The organism is Pseudomonas sp. M47T1, from assembly GCF_000263855.1.
Lineage (GTDB): Bacteria > Pseudomonadota > Gammaproteobacteria > Pseudomonadales > Pseudomonadaceae > Aquipseudomonas.
The window spans coordinates 106,550-125,311 of the sequence record NZ_AJWX01000003.1; the positions used below are offsets into that span (position 1 = coordinate 106,550).

9 protein-coding genes are annotated in these 18,762 nt (G+C 65.0%); 4 read left to right on the plus strand and 5 right to left on the minus strand.

Translation table 11 applies throughout. The features are described from left to right. Window positions 1–429 precede the first annotated feature (429 nt). Entirely contained in the window at window positions 430–1,806 is a 1,377-nt protein-coding gene (locus tag PMM47T1_RS04395; protein WP_008366162.1) for a multicopper oxidase family protein, read from the plus strand. Then, the gene (tadA, locus tag PMM47T1_RS04400; protein ID WP_008366163.1) at window positions 1,807–2,289 is read left to right on the plus strand and encodes a tRNA adenosine(34) deaminase TadA; all 483 of its coding nucleotides are present in this window, start codon (window positions 1,807–1,809) and stop codon (window positions 2,287–2,289) included. Between the two features lie 95 nt (window positions 2,290–2,384). Here tadA and mltF read toward each other — a convergent pair whose 3' ends face one another. Then, window positions 2,385–3,845 carry a membrane-bound lytic murein transglycosylase MltF gene (mltF, locus tag PMM47T1_RS04405; RefSeq protein WP_008366164.1) on the minus strand — a complete coding sequence of 487 codons (1,461 nt, stop codon included), beginning with the start codon at window positions 3,843–3,845 and terminating at the stop codon, window positions 2,385–2,387. A gap of 285 nt (window positions 3,846–4,130) precedes the next feature. On the opposite strand from mltF, the gene purL reads away from it, so the two are divergent. Then, the gene (gene purL / locus PMM47T1_RS04410; protein ID WP_008366165.1) at window positions 4,131–8,027 is read left to right on the plus strand and encodes a phosphoribosylformylglycinamidine synthase; all 3,897 of its coding nucleotides are present in this window, start codon (window positions 4,131–4,133) and stop codon (window positions 8,025–8,027) included. A 5-nt stretch (window positions 8,028–8,032) separates the two neighbouring features. Beyond that, on the plus strand, window positions 8,033–8,344 hold the full coding sequence (cutA, locus tag PMM47T1_RS04415; RefSeq protein ID WP_008366167.1) for a Nif3-like dinuclear metal center hexameric protein: 312 nt from the start codon (window positions 8,033–8,035) through the stop codon (window positions 8,342–8,344). Window positions 8,345–8,394: 50 nt separating this feature from the next. On the opposite strand, the gene PMM47T1_RS04420 is transcribed toward cutA, so the two are convergent. From PMM47T1_RS04420 to ptsP, 4 genes are all read right to left on the minus strand, one after another. Continuing rightward, window positions 8,395–12,705, minus strand: a complete 4,311-nt coding sequence (locus PMM47T1_RS04420) for a hemagglutinin repeat-containing protein (protein WP_008366169.1) — start codon at window positions 12,703–12,705, stop codon at window positions 8,395–8,397. Window positions 12,706–12,729: 24 nt separating this feature from the next. Further along, a complete protein-coding gene (locus PMM47T1_RS04425; protein ID WP_008366170.1) occupies window positions 12,730–14,355 on the minus strand; it encodes a ShlB/FhaC/HecB family hemolysin secretion/activation protein in 1,626 nt (541 codons plus the stop codon). Window positions 14,356–14,470: 115 nt separating this feature from the next. Continuing rightward, a complete protein-coding gene (gene nagE / locus PMM47T1_RS04430) occupies window positions 14,471–16,168 on the minus strand; it encodes an N-acetylglucosamine-specific PTS transporter subunit IIBC (protein ID WP_008366172.1) in 1,698 nt (565 codons plus the stop codon). A 68-nt stretch (window positions 16,169–16,236) separates the two neighbouring features. Next, entirely contained in the window at window positions 16,237–18,750 is a 2,514-nt protein-coding gene (gene ptsP, locus PMM47T1_RS04435; protein ID WP_008366173.1) for a phosphoenolpyruvate--protein phosphotransferase, read from the minus strand. Window positions 18,751–18,762: the final 12 nt, after the last annotated feature.

Genomic DNA, 18,762 nt, shown 5'->3' on the forward strand with positions numbered 1-18,762 from the left:
ACGTCCTTGTCTGAGCGTGGGCAGCCAGTGTGGGTCGGATCCTGTTCGGCGTGCGGTGCATAGTTAGCGCGACGGGGCTGGACCATTTTTTTATGGCTTCATGGAAATATTCCTGGTGTGGACGTAAATGTATGCGGTGGTGAACGCTTGAGGCGCTTGCGCTGGCGAGGGCGTGTGATCAGTTCGCGGGCGATGTGGATTAGCGTCTGATGGTCTGTGGGGGGGCATGGTGGGCTTCCTTGCCGTGCAAGAACGTGAGGTGTGGGCCAGTGCTGGTGCGACGAGTCATGGAAATGCACCACCCCAAGGGCACCAGGCTTGAGAAGGCATTGCAACTGTTTGGCAAAATGTTTCGCAGGGCAAATTCCCCCGGTTGCGGGTGTATGGTGGCGGGCCTTTTACTCAAGACCCCCTAAGGTGCCCGCGACCATGTCCTTCACCCGTCGGCAAATTTTTGTTGGCCTGGCCGGCCTGGCAATGGTGGGAGCCGGTGGCGCAGGCGCTGCTCGCTATTGGCTGGGGCGCAGCCAGGCCGGCAAAGGGCACGATTACCAATTGATCGCCGCGCCGCTGGACGTGGAGCTGGTCAGCGATCGAACCACGCCTGCCTGGGCCTTCGGTGGCTCAGTGCCAGGCATGGAGCTGCGCGCGCGGCAGGGTGATTGGCTGCGCGTGCGTTTCATCAACCATTTGCCCGTGCCCACCACCCTTCACTGGCACGGCATTCGCCTGCCGCTGGAAATGGACGGCGTGCCCTATGTCTCGCAACTGCCGGTGTTGCCGGGCGAGTATTTCGATTATCGCTTTCGCGTGCCCGACGCCGGCAGCTTCTGGTACCACCCCCATGTCGCCAGTGCCGAGCAGTTGGGCAGGGGCCTGGTGGGGCCGCTGATCGTCGAGGAGCGCGAGCCTACCGGTTTCGCCCATGAGCGGACGCTGAGCCTGAAGACCTGGCATGTGGACGAGCAGGGGGGCTTCCTGCCGTTCAGCGTGGCGCGAGAAGCGGCGCGGGTGGGCACGGCGGGGCGTTTATCCACCGTCAATGGCGTGCCCCAGGCGGTGATCGAGGCGCCGGCCGGGCAGGTGGTGCGGGTGCGCCTGCTCAATGTCGACAATACCGTGACCTACCGCCTCAACCTTCGGGGCGCCGATGATTCGCGAATTTATGCGCTGGACGGTAACCCCATTCAGCCGCGCCCGCTGGGCAAGGAGTACTGGCTGGGGCCGGGCATGCGCATGTGCCTGGCGGTACGCATGCCGGCGGCCGGCGAGGAAGTGGCGTTGCGCGATGGTTCGGTGCGCCTGGGTACCTTGCGTGCGGTAGCCGGAGAAGGCATGGCCGGCGACTGGCCGCCTGGTTTACCTGCCAACCCGGTGGCCGAACCGAACCTGGGCAACGCAGAAAAACTCACCTTCAATGTCGAATGGGTAGGCTCCACGTCGGTTGGCGGCGATAATGGCCAGCCACCCAGCCTGTGGCAGATCAACGGCAAGGCCTGGGACATCAACGACAAGACTTGCGCCGACCGACCCATCGCCCGGCTGGCCCGGGGCAAAAGCTATATTTTCGAATTGAAGAACATGACCCAGTACCAGCATCCGATTCACCTGCACGGCATGACCTTCAAGGTGATTGCTTCGAGCCGTCATACCCTTGAGCCGTATTTCACCGACACCTACCTGCTGGGCAAGCACGAGCGTGCCCGGGTGGCGCTGGTGGCCGACAATCCGGGGGTGTGGATGTTTCATTGCCATGTGGTGGACCACATGGAAACCGGCCTGATGGCCGCGATCGAGGTGGTGTGAATGCGTCAGCCACAGATTATTGATCGCAGCCGCGACCAGTACTTCATGCGCGAGGCCCTGGCCTTGGCGGCCCAAGGTGCGGCATTGGGCGAGGTGCCGGTGGGCGCGGTGCTGGTGCAGGGCGGCGAGATCGTCGGCCGTGGTTTCAACTGCCCTATCAGCGGCAGCGACCCCAGCGCCCATGCGGAAATGGTCGCTATCCGTCATGCGGCCCAGGCGGTCAGCAATTACCGGCTGCCGGGCAGCACGCTCTATGTGACGCTTGAGCCGTGCAGTATGTGCGCAGGGCTTATCGTGCATTCGCGTATCAATCGCGTGGTGTTCGGGGCGCTGGAGCCCAAGGCGGGCGTGGCGCAAAGCCAGGGGCAGTTCTTTGCCCAAGGCTTTCTCAACCATCGGGTGTTGATCGAGGGCGGAGTGCTGGCCGAGGAGTGCGGGGCGATATTGAGCGAGTTCTTCAAGGGCCGCCGCGCCAAGGGCTGATGGCAGATTGCGTTGGCCGCCTGACGCGTCCTGACGGCCGCTGCTACACAAGTGCGTGACGTTGCAGCAGCGGCGCCAACTGCGTCACGGGCAAATCAGAGGGAAGGATTGTCCTGCGCCGGCTTGTCCTTGTTGACCCCTGGCACATGCAGGTTGCTCTCGGCCACCTGGCCGCCTTCCATCTGCGGCTGCGTCACCCATGTGAGGATGTCGTAGTAACGGCGGATGTTGGCCACGAAATGCACCGGCTCACCACCGCGCGCATAGCCGTAGCGAGTCTTGCTGTACCACTGCTTCTGCGCCAGGCGCGGCAGCATTTTCTTCACGTCCAGCCATTTGTTGGGGTCCAGCCCCTCGTTCCTGGCCAGTGTGCGGGCGTCTTCCAGATGGCCGCTGCCCACGTTGTAGGCCGCCAGGGCGAACCAGGTGCGGTCCGGCTCGGTGATCTTGTCGTCGAGTTGGTCGCGCACGTAGGCGAAGTACTTGGCGCCGCCCTCGATGCTCTGCTTGGGGTCCAGGCGGTTGGACACACCCATGGCCTGGGCCGTGTTCTGGGTCAGCATCATCAGGCCGCGCACGCCGGTCTTGCTGGTCACGTCGGCCTGCCACATGGACTCCTGATAACCGATGGCCGCCAGCAGGCGCCAGTCCACCTGTTCGTCCTTGGACGCTGCGTGGAAGTGTTTCTCGAAATGCGGCAGGCGTTGCTGCAGGTGCTGGGCAAAGGTATAGGCGCCCACATAGCCGAGCACGTCCACATGGCCGTAGTAACGGTCTTTCAGGCGCTGCAGAGTGCCGTTCTTCTGCACCTTGTCGAGGAAGCTGTTGATCTCGTTGAGCAGGCTGTTGTCTTCGCCGGCCGCTACGGCCCAACGTTGCTGCTGGGCATCGCCAAGGTCGAAGGCCACCCTTACATTTGGAAAATAAACCTGGTTCATGGCGACTTCGTTGGAGTCCACCAGTGTCAGATCGATCTGACCTTCGTCCACCATACGCAGTAGGTCAACAACCTCCACGGCGTCGGATTCTTCGTATTGAATGCCGGGATACTGCTTTTTAAGCTCGGCCAGTTGCGCCGCATGGCTGCTGCCCTTGAGCACCATGATCTTTTTGCCCACCAGATCGGCGGCGTCGGTGGGGCGCGATTGGCCGTTGCGGTAGATGACCTGCGGGGTCACCTCCAGGTACTGATGGGAAAAACGCACCTGGTTCTTGCGCTGATCGTTGCTGACCAGGCCGGCGGCGGCCAGTACCGGGCCGTTGGGTTTGCCCACCTGGTTGAACAGATCGTCGAGGTTGTCGGCAGTCTCGATCTTGAGCTCTACGCCGAGATCGTCGGCGAAACGCTTGACCAATTCGTACTCGAAACCGGTTTCGCCGTTGCGATCTTGGAAGTAGGTGGCCGGGCTGTTGCGGGTAATCACGCGCAACACGCCATCCTCCTTGATTTTCTCAAGCGTGCTGGGTTTGTCGACGCAGCCGCTGAGCATCAGGAGGAGACCGGTAGCGATCAACCATTTGGCGAATCGCGGGCGTGAAGCAATCTTTGAATGCATCCGCGCAGTATACGCAAAGCCGGGTGGGCGCCATATCTCGACAGCATCGCGCGAGTCTGCTAGGCGATGGGGGCGATGTGCGAGCTGGCTTGCCAGCGCGCTTTTGGAGGCGCGAAAAAGCTCGCGGGCAAGCCAGTGCCCACATGGAAATATTTGACTCAAAAGACAGGATATGCCTTTTGGTGGCCGCCCAGCGCCATCAGTTCCGTTTTGGGTGCCTGCGGCGGCGGTTTAGGCTAGAATGCACGGCCTCTAAGCACACCCCTTTCTGAGGCTGTCCCGAAGATGTTGATCCTGCGCGGCGCTCCTGCCCTTTCTGCCTTTCGCCACGGTAAATTACTCGAGCAACTGAGCCAGAAAGTCCCCGCTGTAAGTGGCTTGTACGCTGAATTTGCCCACTTCGCCGAAGTCGCTGGCGAACTGACCGCCGATGAGCAGCAAGTCCTTGCTCGTCTTCTCAAGTACGGCCCGAGCGTGCCAGTGCAGGAGCCTGCGGGCCGCCTGTTCCTGGTCATGCCGCGCTTCGGCACCATTTCGCCATGGTCGAGCAAGGCCAGCGATATTGCCCATAACTGTGGCCTGGGCAACGTCCAGCGCCTGGAACGCGGCATTGCCTTCTATGTTACCGGCGAGTTGAGCGAAGCCCAGGCGCAGGTCGTTGCCGGCCTGCTGCACGACCGCATGACCCAGGTGGTGCTGAGCAAGCTGGAAGAGGCCGCCGGCCTGTTCAGCCATGCCGAGCCCAAACCGCTGACCGCCATCGACGTGCTGGGCGGCGGCCGTGGCGCGCTGGAAAAAGCCAACGTCGAGCTGGGCCTGGCCCTGGCCGAAGACGAAATCGACTACCTGGTGACCAGTTTCGAAGGCCTGGGGCGCAACCCCCACGACATCGAACTGATGATGTTTGCCCAGGCCAACTCCGAGCACTGCCGCCACAAGATCTTCAACGCCAGTTGGGACATTGACGGCCAGAGCCAGGAAAAAAGCCTGTTCGGCATGATCAAGAACACCTACCAGATGCACAGCGAAGGCGTGTTGTCCGCTTACAAGGACAACGCCTCGGTGATCGTCGGCAGCGTGGCCGGGCGTTTCTTCCCGAACCCTGAAACCCGCCAATACGGCGCGGTGCAGGAGCCGGTGCACATCTTGATGAAGGTGGAAACCCACAACCACCCGACCGCCATCGCACCATTCCCGGGCGCCTCCACCGGCTCCGGTGGCGAGATCCGCGACGAAGGCGCTACCGGCCGTGGCGCCAAGCCGAAAGCGGGCCTGACCGGTTTCACCGTGTCGAACCTGAACATCCCGGGCTTCGGACAGCCTTGGGAAAAGCCCTACGGCAAGCCCGAGCGCATCGTCACTGCGCTGGACATCATGATCGACGGCCCGCTGGGCGGCGCCGCGTTCAACAACGAATTCGGTCGCCCGGCACTGACCGGCTACTTCCGCACCTTTGAGCAGGCCATCGATACCCTGCACGGTGAAGAAGTACGTGGTTACCACAAGCCGATCATGCTGGCGGGCGGCATGGGCAACATCCGTGCCGAACACGTGCAGAAAGGCGAGATCACCGTTGGCTCCAAGCTGATCGTGCTCGGCGGCCCGGCCATGCTCATCGGCCTGGGCGGCGGCGCGGCTTCCTCCATGGCCACCGGCACCAGCTCGGCTGACTTGGACTTTGCCTCGGTACAGCGCGAAAACCCGGAAATGGAACGCCGCTGCCAGGAAGTCATCGACCGCTGCTGGCAGTTGGGGGACAAGAACCCGATCAGCTTCATCCACGACGTGGGTGCGGGCGGCTTGTCCAACGCCTTCCCGGAACTGGTGAACGACGGTGGCCGCGGCGGCCGTTTCGAGCTGCGCAACGTGCCCAACGACGAGCCGGGCATGGCCCCGCTGGAAATCTGGAGCAACGAATCCCAGGAACGCTACGTGCTGGCAGTGGACGCTGCCGACTTCGAGCGTTTCCAGGCCATCTGCGAGCGCGAGCGCTGCCCGTTCGCGGTCGTAGGCGAGGCGACTGCCGAGCCACAACTGACCGTGACCGACAGCCACTTCGGCAACAACGCCGTCGACATGCCGCTGGAAGTACTGCTGGGCAAGGCCCCGCGCATGCACCGCTCGGCTGTGCGCGAAAGCGAACTGGGTGATGATTTCGACCCGGCCCAGCTGGACCTGGCCGACTCCATCGAGCGCGTGCTGCACCACCCAGCGGTGGCCAGCAAGAGTTTCCTGATCACCATCGGCGACCGCACCATCACTGGCCTAGTCAACCGTGACCAGATGGTAGGCCCGTGGCAGGTACCGGTGGCCGACGTAGCCGTCACCGCCACCAGCTTCGATGTGTACACCGGTGAAGCCATGGCCATGGGCGAACGCACACCGCTGGCCCTGCTCGATGCCCCGGCATCGGCGCGCATGGCAGTGGGCGAGACCCTGACCAACATCGCCGCTTCGTCCATCGGCAAAATGTCCGACATCAAGCTGTCGGCCAACTGGATGTCCGCTGCCGGCCACCCAGGCGAAGACGCACGTCTGTACGACGCGGTGAAAGCCGTGGGCATGGAACTGTGCCCTGAGCTGGGCATCACCATTCCGGTGGGCAAGGACTCCATGTCCATGAAAACCCGCTGGAGCGACGAGGGCGCCGAGAAGAGCGTGACCTCGCCGATGTCGCTGATCATCACCGGCTTCGCCCCGGTGCTGGACATCCGCAAGACCCTGACCCCGCAACTGCGCATGGACAAGGGCCTTACCGACCTGGTGCTGATCGACCTGGGCCGTGGCCAGAATCGCATGGGCGCCTCCATCCTGGCCCAGGCGCACGCCAAGCTGGCCAAGGCCGCGCCGGACGTGGACGATGCCGAAGACCTGAAAGCTTTCTTCGCCGTGATCCAGGGGCTGAACGCCGACGGCCACCTGCTGGCCTACCATGACCGTTCCGACGGCGGCCTGCTGGCCAGCGTAGTGGAAATGGCCTTTGCCGGCCACTGCGGTCTGGACCTGCAATTGGATACCCTGGCCCACAGCCAGGACGAGATCAACGCCATTCTCTTCAACGAAGAGCTGGGCGCCGTGATCCAGATTCGCCAGGACGCCACCGCCGACATCCTCGCCCAATTCAGCGCCGCCGGCCTGGGTGACTGTGTGGCCGTGATCGGCCAGCCGGTCAACAATGGCCACGTGAACATCAGCTTCAACGGCGAGCTGCTGTTCGAAGGCGATCGCCGCTTGATGCAACGCCAGTGGGCTGAAACCAGCTACCAGATCCAGCGCCTGCGCGACAACGCCGAATGCGCCGATCAGGAGTTCGATACCCTGCTGGAAGAAGACAACCCGGGCCTTAGCGTCAAGCTGGGCTTCGACGTCAACGACAACATCAGCGCCCCGTACATCAAGACCGGTGTTCGCCCTCAAGTGGCTGTGCTGCGTGAGCAGGGCGTCAACGGCCAGGTGGAAATGGCGGCAGCCTTCGACCGCGCCGGCTTCAACGCCATCGACGTGCACATGAGCGATATCCTCGCCGGCCGCGTCGACCTGAACGAGTTCAAGGGCCTGGTGGCTTGCGGTGGCTTCAGCTACGGCGACGTGCTGGGTGCCGGTGAAGGCTGGGCCAAGTCGGCCCTGTTCAACGCCCGTGCCCGCGATGCGTTCCAGCAGTACTTCGAACGCAACGACACGTTCACCTTGGGCGTGTGCAACGGTTGCCAGATGATGTCCAACCTGCACGAGCTGATCCCGGGTACCGAGTTCTGGCCGCACTTCGTGCGCAACCGCTCCGAGCAGTTCGAAGCGCGCGTGGCGATGGTCGAGGTACAGAAGTCCAACTCGGTGTTCCTGCAGGGCATGGCCGGTTCGCGCATGCCGATCGCCATCGCCCACGGCGAAGGCCATGCGGAGTTCGCCAACGAGCAGGCGCTGATCGAAGCCGACGTGTCGGGTTGCGTGGCACTGCGTTTCGTCGACAACCACGGCAAGGTCACCGAAGCCTACCCGGCCAACCCGAACGGTTCGCCGCGCGGGATCACTGGCCTGACCAGCCGCGACGGGCGCGTCACCATCATGATGCCGCACCCTGAACGGGTGTTCCGTGCCGTGCAGAACTCGTGGCGCCCTGATGACTGGAACGAAGACGCGGCGTGGATGCGCATGTTCCGCAACGCCCGCGTCTGGGTGAACTGAGGCCGGTGTACAAGCTCGCCTTCTTCGTCCCGCCCAGCCATGTGGAGGCTGTCAAAAGCGCTGTGTTTGCCGCCGGTGGCGGTCGCATTGGCGACTATGACAGCTGCGCCTGGCAGGTCCTGGGCCAGGGCCAGTTTCGACCCATGGATGGTGCAACGCCGTTCCTGGGGCAAACCGGGCAACTGGAGCGGGTAGAGGAATGGAAGGTAGAGCTTGTAGTGGCCGATGAGCGGATCGAACAGGTGGTGGCTGCGCTCAAGCACAGCCACCCCTATGAAACGCCCGCCTACGAAGTCTGGCGCCTGTCGGATTTCTAAATGCTTGCCAAACGCTTCGGAGCTGCGGGGCGGCATCTCCTACGGGCGGGTTAGCCTTCCCTTTGTTTTATCTCGCCTTGCAACGTCTGCTCGCGGTCATGCCCCTTGGTGCGTATCAGCCCCAGGTCCGAGGTCTGGTCGGTGCGGTCCGGCGTGCCGGTGAACGCGTTGATCAGGTTCTGGGTCATCTCTTCGGGCACCAGTGACAGCTTGCCCTCCAACCCGAACGAATGATCGCTGCCACTCAAGGTGCCGGTGCTCACCGCGTTGCCGCCAAGCTCAACCGTGCCCTTGGCGCTCTTGAGCAATGCCGCGTCCAGCCGGGTGTCGCCTTCTACCGCCAGGGCAATACCTTCGCGGCCACTGAGCACCGACTGGGCGCCTACGGTGTTGCGCGACACCTTGTTGACGTCCAGGTGCAGCGTAGGGGCAAAACCGGGGTCGACTTTTTGCAGGCCGCTGCCGATCGCGTCCTTGACCTTGCCCGCCGCCGGGCCCGCCAGTGCGCCAGCACCATTGAGCAAGCCCTGGGGGTTTTTCTCGGCATTGAGCCGCGCGTCCAGGCCCACGGTGTAGCCATTAACCTGGTCCTGCCGGCTGGCCACCAGCAGGTCGCCGGCAACGGTACCGCCGATGCGCTCGGCGTCCACCTGCACGCCGGTTAACTGCGCGTCGCGGCGGCTATCAATCTGCAATTGCGTGACGTTCACCTGGCTGTTGGCGTAGGTCGTGCTGTCGAGCTTGTCCAGGTTCAGGGTGGCGCGACCGTGCACGGCGTTGTAGCCCTTGGCGGCTTCAGTGGCAGTGGCGCCGTTCACTCCCAGGCCGACGCCTACGGCTTTGTTATTGCGTTGCTGGGTCGATTGCGCAGGCGTCATGACGATGCCGCCCTGAGGGGCGCTCAATGCCAGGGTGTCGGCAGCAACGTTCAAGCCGTTGATCACCACCGCCTCGTCGGCGCGTGCCTTGCTGGCGACCCGTGCGGTGCCTGAAGTGTGCCATTCGCTGCGTTTGGCGACACGGCCGGTTTCGTCCACCTGGCCCAGTTCCAGGCTGGCGCCCAGGCCGCCGGTGTTGCGTGCGCTGGCGCCGTTGCCGGACACACTGGCCTGCAACCCGCCACCGTAGGTGCGGCCGTTGGCGGTGTGGGTGTCGTTGGCCGTGTCGATCAGCGTGCTGGCGCCTGCCTCGATGTCGATGCTGGCCACCGGCTGCTCGGCGCTGCCGATGCGCGGTGCCTCCAAGTCAACCTGTTTGCCAGCGTGGATGCGCACGGCGCCCGGGGTGTCGAAGCGGGCGACCTGCGCCTGGGTGTCGTGGCTATCCCCCCGCTGGTACTTGCCAATGGCGCTGCCACCTATGCTCTTGCCCGGCACCGGGCTGTTGCCGCCCTTGACCCAGGCCGAACCGTCGAGGGTGCGCTGTTCGGTGGTCTGCTGGTCGGTGGCGGCGGGCAGGCTGATGGTGCCCGGTGCCTTGAGCGCTATGTCCCCCGATTTGCTACTGAAGTGGCCACCCTCGTAGCGGCCATCGGTGCCCAGCTGTACCTGGATGCCAGCCGCGCCGTCGATCAGGCTGGGCACGGCGCTAACGCTGTGGTCGCGCGTGTCGATGGAGCCGCCACTGCCGACGATCTTGGCGTTGAGGTCGGCACCGGTGTTGGTGTCCACCCGCAGGCGGGTGTCGGCGTCCAGTCGCCGCAACGAGGTGGTCTTGCTGTTGTAGGTGGCCTGCTGGTCATGGCTGCCGGCGTGGATCTCGACCTGGCCGTGCGATGCGGTGTACTGGGTGCCGACGTCCACCAGCGCATCTGCGACCTCGACCTTCACCTGTGCGCCGCCGACCTGGGCCGGCACGGCGGTTTCACTGGCCTGCCGCGCTTCGCGCTGCTGGTGTTCGACGATCAGGTCGGCGCCCAGGCTGGGGGCAAACAGGTTGTCTTCCACGGCCTGCTGCTGAAAGCGGATCTGCTCCTCGCCCTTGACCACCTTCTCGATGGGGCGGGTGATGTCGGTGTACTCCACGGTAGCGCCCAGTACACCACGGCTGTTGCTGCTGGCCTGGGTCTGTTCGCGCCGGTCATGCACGGCACGCTGTTCGATGTTGTCGAACGCCAAATAGGTAGTGCCGTCGCTGTTGACCTTCGAGCCTTCGTTGACCAGGGAAACGCCATTCAGCGACTGGTCGCCGTGGCTGCTCAATTGCGTGGGTACCTGAGTGACGGTCATGTCGCTGTTACTGCCTGTCTCACGGCCGCCGGTGAAGGCCGAGCCTGCGCGATCCATGCCGCCGGTGACGCGCAGATTGACGTCGGTGCGAGTGGTTTCCCCGCTGTTGCGCTCTTCGTCCCGGCTGGGCAACAAGTCGATACGTGGTGCGCTGACCTGGGTGCCCGACTCACTCTCCAGCCGCGCGCCTTTTACCAGCACGTGGGTCTCGCTGTTGATAGTGATCTGGCCCGCACTGATTTCGCTGGCCGTGTTCAACTGCCGGGTGTGTTCCTGATGTTCGGTCTGTAGCTCGTAGCCGACATCGGCGAAATACTGCCGGCTGCCATCCTTGCCATCGGCGGCGACCTTGGTTTCACCGACCTTGGCGCTAAAGCCCTGGGTTTGCACGTTGGTCATGCGGTGCTGGGTGTTTAGCGCCGGCAACAACTGCACGGCTTTTTCCGCGTCGACCTGAAGCTTGCCGGCAGCGCTGAGCCGAGAGCCGATGAGTGTGGCGGTGTCGGTGACCTCCAGGCGCAGGTTGCTTTCCGAGCGCAGTTCGCTGCCACGCTGGGCGGTGTGGGTGTGCTTGTTATCGGTGGTGGTGCTGAAGAAGTGCCCGCCGATCAGGTCGCCGCGAAAGTCCTGGGCGTCTTTCGAGAAATTCACCGCAACGCTGTCGATCGTGGCCTTGCCGGCGGTGCGCAGAATGCCGTCGCCCCGGGCGTGCAGTTTGCTGCCGCGAATGGCCACGTCGCCCAGGCTGTTGATGTGCAGGGTATCGGCGCTCAAGTCACTGCCGCGAGCGGTGTCCGCGCGGGTGGTGGTGTTGCTGTCGCCGCGCCACAGGTGCTTGCGATGGCGAACGGTTTCGAACGTCTCTTTGCTGTCCGTCACGGCGTCTATGGTCAGGCGTGCGCCAGTGTCGATGCTCATCTTTTCGCCCGCCTTCACGGTGGCGGCAGTCAACTGCATGTCGGTGCCTGATTCCAGGTGCACGGTGCCGCTTGCCTCAAGGTGCGTGGCCAGGTGTTGGACGGTGGTTTGCGTAGTGCGCCTGGAGTATTCCTCGGTGGGGATGAACCAGGCCTTGCGGTTGCGCTGTTCGTGGTCGCGGGCCACGCGTTCGCGCGTCAGGGTGTCCAGGCGCAGGGCCTTGCCGGCCTTCGCGGTGATATGCCGGGCTTCGACGTCCACGGCGCTCAGGCGCAGGTCGCCGCTGCTGTGCAGCCATACGTCGCCATCCTTGGCCTGCACCGCGCCGTTGCGGCTGGCGCTGCCGCTCAGGTGCACATCGCCACGGGCCTGGATGTGCACGCCGTCGCGGCCGAGCAGCTGCGCCTGGGGCATTTTCACTCCCGCGCCTTCGGTGGTGCTGACAATGCGGATGCGCCCGGCGCGCATGGCGCCCAGCAGGTGGGCATCAATGGCGGTGGCGGTTGCGGCTGCGGTGTGCAGCAGGCTGCGGTCGCGGGCATCGAGCGTGTTGTGGCCCAGCACCACGTTCAGCTCATCGCGGGCGGTGAGGGCGCCCTGGGCGTCGAGGGTGGGCGTCACCAGTTCCAGCGCCCCGTCAAGGTTGCTGGCGCCGTCCTGGCCAACCTGCAGCAGTGCCTGTTCATGGCTGGCGCTCAGGCGCACGATGCGGCCGTCTTCCAGTTCGGCGATACCCACCAGGAAGCTGGCGCGGTTGGCGTTGATGAAGCTGGCGCCGTTGAGCAGGATGCCGTTGGGGTTGGCCAGCAGGTAGTCGGCGCGCTGACCGAAAATTTCCTGAGGGCCCTGGATGTGCGAGGGGCTGGCGCCGGAGACGTTCATCAGGATGGTGCTGGCAGCGCGCCCCTGAAAGTGCGGGTTGGCTTCCATGGCCGGGCCCAATTGCGCCTGGCCGGGTGCCAGCGAATTGTTGATCACCAGGCCAGGGGCATCGACGTTGTAATGGCTGAAGTGGTTTTCGGAGACGCCCTGGTCATTGGGCATCACCACGTTCAGGGCCGGTACACCCTGGCGCCGATCCAGTGCTGCCTGGCCGCCAGGGCCGGGCAACGCCACGATGCCTTCGGCCAGGCTGGGCAGCGAGTGGGTCAGCAGCGCCGTGGCAACGGCCCAGCGCAACGGGTTGAGGATAAAACGGGTAGGTCGCTGATTCATGTTGTTATCGCTTTTATTGATGAGTCAGAAGTCCAGTTTCAGCTCCATGTTCCAGAAGCCTGGTTCTGCGGGAGGGCCATCCTTGATCACCACGGCGTGGCGATAATCGAGTGTCACTTCGCCGCCAGCCCATCCCAGGCTGGCACCGGTACTGATGCCTGCAACGACAGGGTGCTGGCGGTCGTGGGTCCACGTGCCCCAGCCACGGCCATAGTCCACGGCCACGTGTGGGGTGAGCCGCAGGGCCGGGCTAATCGGCAACGCCAGAGCCACGCTGTTGCGCCACACCGCAGCGCTGCTGGCGGCGATGTTGCTGTCGCGAAAGCCGTGCACGCTGGCCGAATTGCTCAACAGCACCTGTTCGCCGGCCGGCAACGGCTTGGGGCTGTACTGGGCTTCCAGGCTGCTGTCCCAGCGCCACTGGTGGCCGTTGCCGGGCCATACCTGTGTACGTATTACCCCCAGGCGCCAGTGATCGAAAGCACGGCTGTCGCTGCCCAGCCAGGGCAGGCTGCGGCCGTAGCCCAGTTGCGTGCTCCAGGTTGCGCGGCCCAGCCACAGCAGGCTCAGGTCGATACCGGCGCTGGTCTGGCGGGCATCGGGCAGTGCCATGCGCTGCCCGTCGAAGCTGCGTTGCTGCTGTTTGCGGTTCAGGCGCAACTGGCCGTGCAGCAAGGCGCGCTGGTTGCGCCACAGGGTTCGCCCCAGGCTCAGGCCCTGGCTGTCGGAGGTGTAGGCATAGCGTTTGCGCCCCACCGGGGTAAACGCCACCTGCTGACTGCGCCCCAGGCTGGCGCCCAGGGTCCAGGGGCCATAAGGCACGCTGTAGTAGGCACTGAGTGCGCGGCTGTAGTGGGGGGCGTTGCCGGCGCTGCTGAACAGGCTGACCTGCAACCGGTCATTGAGGTGCAGCGGGTTGTCGCGGCTGATCACCAGGCTGGCACCATGGCGGCCACTGCTCAGGTCGCCGCCATTGCCGTAGCGCACCCGCGCGCCCCACGGGGACGCGTGGCTACGCGCGCTGAGCAGAATACGCGAGCCGCCTTCCAGGTCGCCGGGGACGATCTGCGCCTCAACGTCCACGCTGCGCAGGCGATTGAGCTGGTCCAGGCCCTGTTCCAAGGCAGGCAGGTGCAGGGGGTTTCCGAGCAGGTCGGGGAATGCGCCTTGTAGCCACACTGGCAGTTGCTCGTCGTCCAGCTCGATGGCTTCCACGAAGCCTTCGTCGATCACGATCGCCAGCGGTTGGCCGTCCACTGGCGGCTGCGCGGGGTAAGCCCGGGCGGCAATATAGCCGCGCTCCACGTAGACGCGGGTGATGCGGGTCAGCACTTGGCGCAGGGCGTTCACGCCCATGCAGGGGCGCACGTGCGGGCTGATGGCGGCTTGCAAATTGTTGTCGCTAACCAGTCGGTTGCCGCGCAGGTGCAGGCCTGGCAGTTGCCAGCAACGGGTGTCCGTGGCCAGGGCGCCAGGCGCGCTGGGCGCAGGGGGCAGGGCCCGTTGCAACTGGCGCAGGCGTTGCTCGCGGTCAAGGGTTTCGCGCTCGCGCTGCTGCTGGTCCAGCCAGCGCAGGGTGTCATCGGCCTGCGCCAGCGGGGCAAGGAGGGTGGAACAGGCCAGCAGCGAGGTACGAATCAGTCTATTCATTTGGGCGGCTATTCATCCGTTTGGGATGAATCTACCCATTTGCACGCCTGAACGAACTCAGATGCGTCCAGTCTTTCTGTAGGACCGTTCCGTAATTCAGCGGTCAGTTGCCGATTTAGGCAAAGGCCGTGCTGGGTTTGAGCAGGCTGCGCAGGCTGCTACTCAGGCCTGCGGCCTGTTCGCCCACCAGCAGGTGCCACACGCCATTGTCCAACTCGCTGATGCCTTCGCAGCCCAGGGCGGCCAGCGCCTGGGTGTCCAGGCGCGCGCCATTGAGTTGCACCCGCAGCCGGGTCAGCGCCACGCATTGCAACGCGCCGACATTTTCACGCCCGCCCAGCGCTTGCAGCCAGGCGTGCAACTGCGTGGCGGGCACGCTTGCCGCAGGGGCGGCAGGCTCCGGCGCCAAGGCTTCGGGCGTGTGGCCTTCGGGCAGTGCCAGGCGAATTTCGTCGGCAATGCTGTCGGCCATTGGCCCCACCACCACTTGCAGGCTGGCGCCATGGCCGGGGCGCACCACGCCCATGGCACCCAGCGCCTTGAGGCGTGCGTCGTCGGCCTTGTTGCGGTTGGCCAGTTGCAGGCGCAGGCGAGTGGTGCACGCCCCCACGCTGATCACGTTGGCGACACCGCCCAGGGCCTGGATGAAGTGGGTGGCGCGGTTTGCCTCGCGGGGGCTGCCGACCGGGGTGCTGGCCAGGTCTTCACGGCCCGGTGTTTTCAGGCCGAAGCGGCGAATGCAGTAGTCGAACACAAAGTAGTAGATCAGCGCATAGACGATGCCCACCGGAAAAATCAGCCAGCCATGGGTGGACTTGCCCCAGCCCAGCGCCATGTCGATGGCGCCACCCGAAAAGGTGAAGCCCAGGTGGATATCCAACAGGTTGGTGATGGCCATCGACAACCCGGTCAGCACGGCGTGCACAGCGTAAAGCAGCGGGGCGAGGAACATGAAGGCGAACTCTATGGGCTCGGTCACCCCAGTCAAGAACGAGGTCAGGGCCATGGACAGCAAGATCCCGCCCATCAGCTTGCGCCGCTCGGGCAGCGCGTTGCGGTACATGGCCAGGCAGGCAGCGGGCAGGCCAAACATCATCACCGGGAACATGCCGGTCATGAACTGGCCGCCATTGGGGTCGCCGGCAAAGTAGCGCGCCAGGTCACCGGTGACGACGTGGCCAGTGCTCGGGTCGGTAAAGCTGCCGAACACGAACCAGACCATGTTGTTGAGGATGTGGTGCAGGCCGGTGACGATGAGGATGCGGTTCAGCACGCCGAAGATGAACGCACCGAAGCTGCCGCTGGCCAACAGCAGTTGCCCCAGGTGGTTGATGACATCCTGGATGGGCGGCCATATCAGCCCGAAGAGTACCCCCAGCGCCACAGCGGCGAAGCCGGTGGCAATGGGCACGAAGCGCCGCCCGCCGAAGAAGGCCAGGTAGGCGGGCAACTGGATGTCCTTGAAGCGGTTGTACAGCCCACCGGCCACCAGGCCGCTGATGATGCCTGCGAGCATGCCCATGTTGATGCTGGGGTCCAGCACCTTGAGGGTGGAGACCATCACCAGGTAGCCGATGGCACCGGCCACGCCGGCGGTGCCATTGCTGTCGCGGGCGAAACCCACGGCGATGCCGATGGCGAAGATCAGTGCCAAGTTGCCGAAGATGGTGTTGCCGGCGTCATGGATGATGGCGATGTTCAGCAGGTCGGTGTCGCCCAGGCGCAGCAACAGGCCGGCAATCGGCAGGATGGCGATGGGCAGCATCAGCGCGCGCCCCAGGCGTTGCAGGCCTTCGATGAAGTGTTGATACATGACGTCTCTCCCTGGCAATTCCAACTGGGTGTAGCCGCTGCCTGGAAGCAGCGGTCAGGCGGGCGTTTTCAATGGGCTGAAGGCCAATACTGCTCACAGGCCCGGCGCACGGCGCCGGCGCCGGGCAGCGTCAACAGTTCCCGGGCCAGGCGCTGGCACTGGGCAAGGTCCAGGCTGCGCACCCGTGCCTTGATTTCGCCCACCTGTGGCGGGCTGACCGACAGTTCGCGAACCCCCAGCCCTATCAGCACAGGCGTGGCCAGCGGGTCACTGGCCAGGGCGCCACACACGCCTACCCAACGGCCGTGCTGGCGGGCGCCGTCGCAGGCCTGGGCAATCAGCGCCAACACCGCCGGGTGCAGGGCATCCACGCGTGCGGCCAGGCCGGCATGGTCGCGGTCCATGGCCAGGGTGTACTGGGACAGGTCGTTGGTGCCGATGGACAGGAAGTCCGCGTGCTCGGCCAATTGCGCGGACAGCAAGGCGGCGGCAGGCACTTCGATCATCACGCCTACCTGGGGCGGCGAGTCGATGCCCAGTTCGCCGGCCAGTTCAGTGAGGCGCTGGCGAATCTGCAACAGTTCATCCACCTCGGTCACCATGGGCAGCAGGAGGCGACAGCGGTGCGGCTGGCGGGTGCGCAACAGGGCGCGCAATTGCTGATCGAACAGCGCCGGGTTGGCTCTGGCCATGCGAATGCCGCGCAGCCCCAGCGCCGGGTTGGCTTCGGGCGGCAGCGGCAGGTAGTCCAACTGTTTGTCGCCGCCCACGTCCAGCGTCCGGATGATGACCGGGTTGTCGCCCATGGCGTCGAGCACGGCCTGGTAGGCGGCCAGCTGTTGCTCTTCGTCAGGGGCTACGTGGCGGTCGGCGAACAGAAACTCGGTGCGCAGCAAACCCACGCCATCGGCACCGGCCTGATGCGCCAGGGCCGCATCCTGGGCGCCGGCGACGTTGGCGGCTACCTCGATGGTAGTGCCATCCAGGGTATGCGCCGGCGCATGGGCCTGGGCTTGCTGCGCCTGGTGTCGGGCGTGGTGGGCAGCAAGCTGGTCGCTGACCTGTTGCAGGCGGTGGCTGTCCGGTGTCAGTTCCAGCCGGCCATTGTCAGCGTCCAGTACCACGGCGCCATCCAGCGTCTGTTCCAGCAGTGCCTCGCCCATGGCCACCAGGCAGGGCAGCGCCTTGGCCCGCGCGAGAATGGCCACGTGGGACGTGGCGCCGCCGGCAGCCATGCACAGCCCCGCCGCGCCCTGACTGTTCAGGTAGAGCAAGTCCGAAGGGGTGATTTCCCGGGCAACCACGATGGCGCCCCTGGGCAGGGGCATGCGCCCGCAATCGCCCAGCAGTTCGCGCACCACCTGTTGGCCCAGGTCGCGCAAGTCGTTGGTACGTTCGGCCAGCAGTGGCTTGCCGGTGTCCAGAAGCAGTTGGCACTGGGCATCAATGGCGTTGCTCCAGGCATGGCTGGCGGCGCTGCCTTTGGTGATGGCGGCCTCGGCGGCCTGGTTCAGGGCTGGGTCGTGCAGCAGCGCCAGGTGAGCGGCGAAAATGGCTTCTTCGGTGCTGTCGTGGCGCTGGCGGGCCTTGGCCCGGGTGTGTTCCAGGCTGCGGGTTACCGCAGCCAGTGCCGTGGCCAGCGCCTGTTGTTGCTCGCCTGGGGCATGGCCACCCGGGTCTGCGGGCAGGGTGATGCTGCCCAGTCGCACCAGGGGGCCGCTGGCCAGGCCTGGCGCCGCGCAAATGCCAGCCAGCAGGCCGGCGGCAAGGGCGGGCAGGGGGCTGAGCGTGGAAGCTACAGCCACTGGTATCGGCTGCTCACCGGCGATCGGCGTGCTCAGGCCTTGCAACAAGGCGGCCAGCGCCGCTTCGCGTTGCGGGCCACGGCAGATCACCTGTACCTGGGCGTGTTCATCCACGCCCAGGGCCATGACCGACATCAGGCTGTCGATGTCCGCCAGGTGTCCGTGGTAGCTCAGTTGTGCCGTGCAGTCGAAGCCCTTGGCAATTTCCCGCAGGCGCGCCGCCGGACGCGCATGCAGGCCGCCCGCGTGGGCGACGAAGGCGACGCCTTGAACTGCTTCGCCCACCTGCACGCTGCGCGGTGCATGGCCGTGCCGGGCGGCGATGCGCAGCAGCGGCTCACCCGCGTTCACGTGCGAGGCCGCCAGGCGCTCGGCGCAGAAATGCTCGCCGTTGGTGACCACAATCAAACTGATCAGGCTGGTGCAGCGGTGCGCCACCTGGTCCATGTCGAAGGTCAGCAGCGGCTGCCCGGGGCTGACGCGCATGCCGGGCTGCACCTGGGCGGTGAAACCCTGGCCCTGCAACTGAACGGTATCCAGGCCCAGGTGCATCAGCAGTTCGGCGCCGTTGTCGGCGCGCAGGGTCACCGCGTGCAGGGTGTGGGCCAGGTGGATGATCTCGCCGGCGCAGGGTGCCACCAGGCAATTGTCGATGGGGTCGATGGCGATGCCTTCGCCCAAGGTGCCGCTGGCGAACACCGGGTCGGGGACCTGGGCCAGGGCGAGTACCGGGCCGCTCAAGGGGGCGCCAAGGGTGACTTCATTATTGTTGTTCATGGACGCAGTACT